The following is a 2,789-nucleotide window of genomic DNA, read 5'->3' as shown; positions in this document are numbered from 1 at the left end:
GACCGTCGCTGTCTAGCACTACCTGCACCAATTCACACAAGGTTTCGAGGATTTTGATGCGGTGGTCGTAGCAGGTGCTGGAGTTCAGGGCGTGCCATAAAACCTGCTCAGCTTCATCGAGAATGACGATTGCCCCTTTCCACAATTGAGGATTGAAACGCGCTTGAGAGGTAGAGTGCAGAGAGTCGATGCAAAGCCCATATCCCAACAGTCCCTGGGTTTCTGACTCTTTCACTTCTTCAATCCAATCAATGCCAATACTTTCACAAATGGCACGACCTAATTGAATCCGATGGGTAATCACCAAAACTTTTCGTCCCAGGCTCGTGGCTTCTCGGATAAGGGACTGGAGTGCCGTCGTTTTGCCAGTCCCTTTCGCACTCTTAATGCAGGCTAAACCAGACGTGGGATAAGGGAGATTGCCTAAATAAGGGGAATTGAGAGTTAGAGATGGGGTATACGTGAGTGCCCATAACTTGGTTGCCAGCCAGAACTCCAGCGACAGAGCGGAGTCATAGAGGTCTGCAAAGGGCTGGACTCCTGCCACGATGAAATCATCAACCCCTTTCTGCGGTCCTGGGAGTGAGATAACGTTGACAACACACCCAACGCGGTTCAGCAGCTTGCCGAGCTTCGTTGTTGCCAGGTTAATGTCTTTGATGGTTTTGGGCTTGGTTTCGTAGTCGAAGCAGATGTAGACTGAGCGCTCTGCTGTAGCAAAGTGCGCTAGCTCTGGAATGAGTTTCTTGGTGTCTTTGCGATAACCGTTGAAGATACCCGGCAGGGCGATCGCCGCGTACCCCTGCGTCAACAAGCAACCAGCTTTCTTCTCTCCTTCTGTCAGAATGACGGGAATGGCGTGTTTCCAGATCCAGTGCCAGAAACCGAGGGGACGATCGCCATCAGCAATGGAAATGTTGTAACGTCGAGCGACTTTGTCCCAAATATGTTGTGGAACATCAAGAAGAACCAGACGACTGGAACCAGGTCCGAGGCTTGGGCTGAGGTACTTGGCAGGTTTCCCTTTTTCCCGATCCATCACAGGTGTTGCAGCATCGGGTTTGAAGCGCCCCCACTCCATGCGCTGCCAGTTGTTTAGGGGATCAATCCCGCTAACCCACCAACCACGCAGGTTAGAGCGGGTTTTCTGCCCAAATCGAGAAATCTTCCAGTTTAGTCGCTCAGCAATTGGGAACAGGACATCTGAGTAGTCATTGGTTGCGGTGTCGGTGAGGGTTTCGACATTCAGTGCAATGATGCTAGGGTCAACCCCGCTGTCTAACCATTCCTGAACATGGTCTGTTGCAGCCTTGCCTAGCCAGTCAGATTGAACGGGTGGATAGTTAAGCATAGGGATAAGCGTCGGGTTGTTCAAAAACGAAGAACCCGTATTTCTCTGCTCATTTGCCAAGCGATTGACTGGCATAGTTTTAAGGTGCAACCTGAAAATTCTGATTTCACAGGTTAGCACCCTCGATTTTTTGACCCGACAAATTGCGACCTGATCAAATTGATCAATATGATCAGGCAAGTACTAAAGCCTGAAATGATTGATGCATAAGAGCCTTAAAAATCTTGCGTATCACTCAGTGGAAGTTTCCGTATCACCCAGTGGAAGTTTCCGTATCACCCAGTGGAAGAAAACGAGTACTTTTAAGTACTCAAGATTAGATTCGGAGATTCTGAAAAGCTCTTCAAGCAATCGATTTAACGATCTACGAATTAGTACTTGAATTGCTTCTTATGTATCACTCAGTGGAAGAAAACGAGTACTTTTTCTATTTATGGGAAAGATTTTACTGAAGATTGCCGAAAGAGCGGGATACCGTATCGTCTAGTAGAAGTTTTCAAGTACTTTTACCGTATCACCCAGTGGAAGTTTCTGAGTACTTTTTACTTGAAACTCCTACAATCGGCTAAAAGACAACACTTCTGTCAACTTTTACCGTATCACTCAGTGGAAGTTTTCAAGTACTTTTTCTTCTAAAGGTCTTTAGGAAGTGTCAAGTTTGAGACGCCTAAAGATAGTCAAAACCTTGTCCTAAGGGCTTTCTAGCGTTTTGATTGGACAAAATTTTGTTAAGTACTTTTTGAGCATCTTCAGGGACTGCCAGATTTAGCAGTCCCTGAAGATGCTCAAATCATTGCTACATGGGAATTTGTCTATTTGAGAGTGCTTGCAGAATCTTCAGAAGTGTCAAGTTTGGCAATGCTTCAAGACCGGTAAAAGTCTCGGATGTGCCACCGTATCACTCAGTAGAAGTTTTTGAGTACTTGCGGGTTTGTCTCTATTGAACTTAATGAGGAATCTTTAGGATATTTTGGATTCGTTCAGCATGAACTAGTTTGAGAGGTTTATCCTGCCATTTGTTCTCAATATTGCGAACCCAACTTTGACTCATCCCTACAGCGATCGCTAGATCCATCTGGCTCAATCCAGCTTCCTGGCGCAGCTGCTTAACCATCGCGCCAGTTAATTCTTGAGACGAGGAGGCTTTGTTTTCGACGACCTCTGCATTAACAGTAATGACCTCTCCTGCTGCATCGGTTGGTACAAGCTGATTGCGACCTGATCTGCTCAATTGCCTGATTGCCTCAGCTTTGCTGGTTTCAAATTGAGCTAATTCTCCCTCTACCGGGGAGGGCGTGGTAATGATAACGACTCCCTGAAGCCAGGTATCGAAGAATCCATCTGGCATTCGCTGCTCTTGAGGAATGTCGTCTGCCATTTCAACTTCGACGTCTGCTTGCTGCGGCATTACTGCCCAAGACGGCAGTAGATCTTGAGG

The 2,789-nt window shown here is 46.8% G+C and carries 2 protein-coding genes; both read right to left on the bottom strand.

Going from position 1 to position 2,789, the window contains the following annotated elements:
- Positions 1–1,426, bottom strand: a 1,426-nt coding sequence (locus H6F93_RS15955) for a DUF3854 domain-containing protein (protein ID WP_190682547.1), incomplete at its 3' end; no start/stop codon positions are given.
- An 871-nt stretch (positions 1,427–2,297) separates the two neighbouring features.
- Positions 2,298–2,789: helix-turn-helix domain-containing protein (locus H6F93_RS15950; protein ID WP_190682544.1), on the bottom strand; the 492-nt coding region annotated here is incomplete at its 5' end.

Origin of the sequence: Leptolyngbya sp. FACHB-671 (assembly GCF_014695745.1) — a bacterium.
Taxonomy (GTDB): domain Bacteria; phylum Cyanobacteriota; class Cyanobacteriia; order Elainellales; family Elainellaceae; genus JAAUTN01.
Note: the sequence above shows the minus strand (reverse complement) of the source record. Positions and strands in the feature narration are given on the sequence as shown.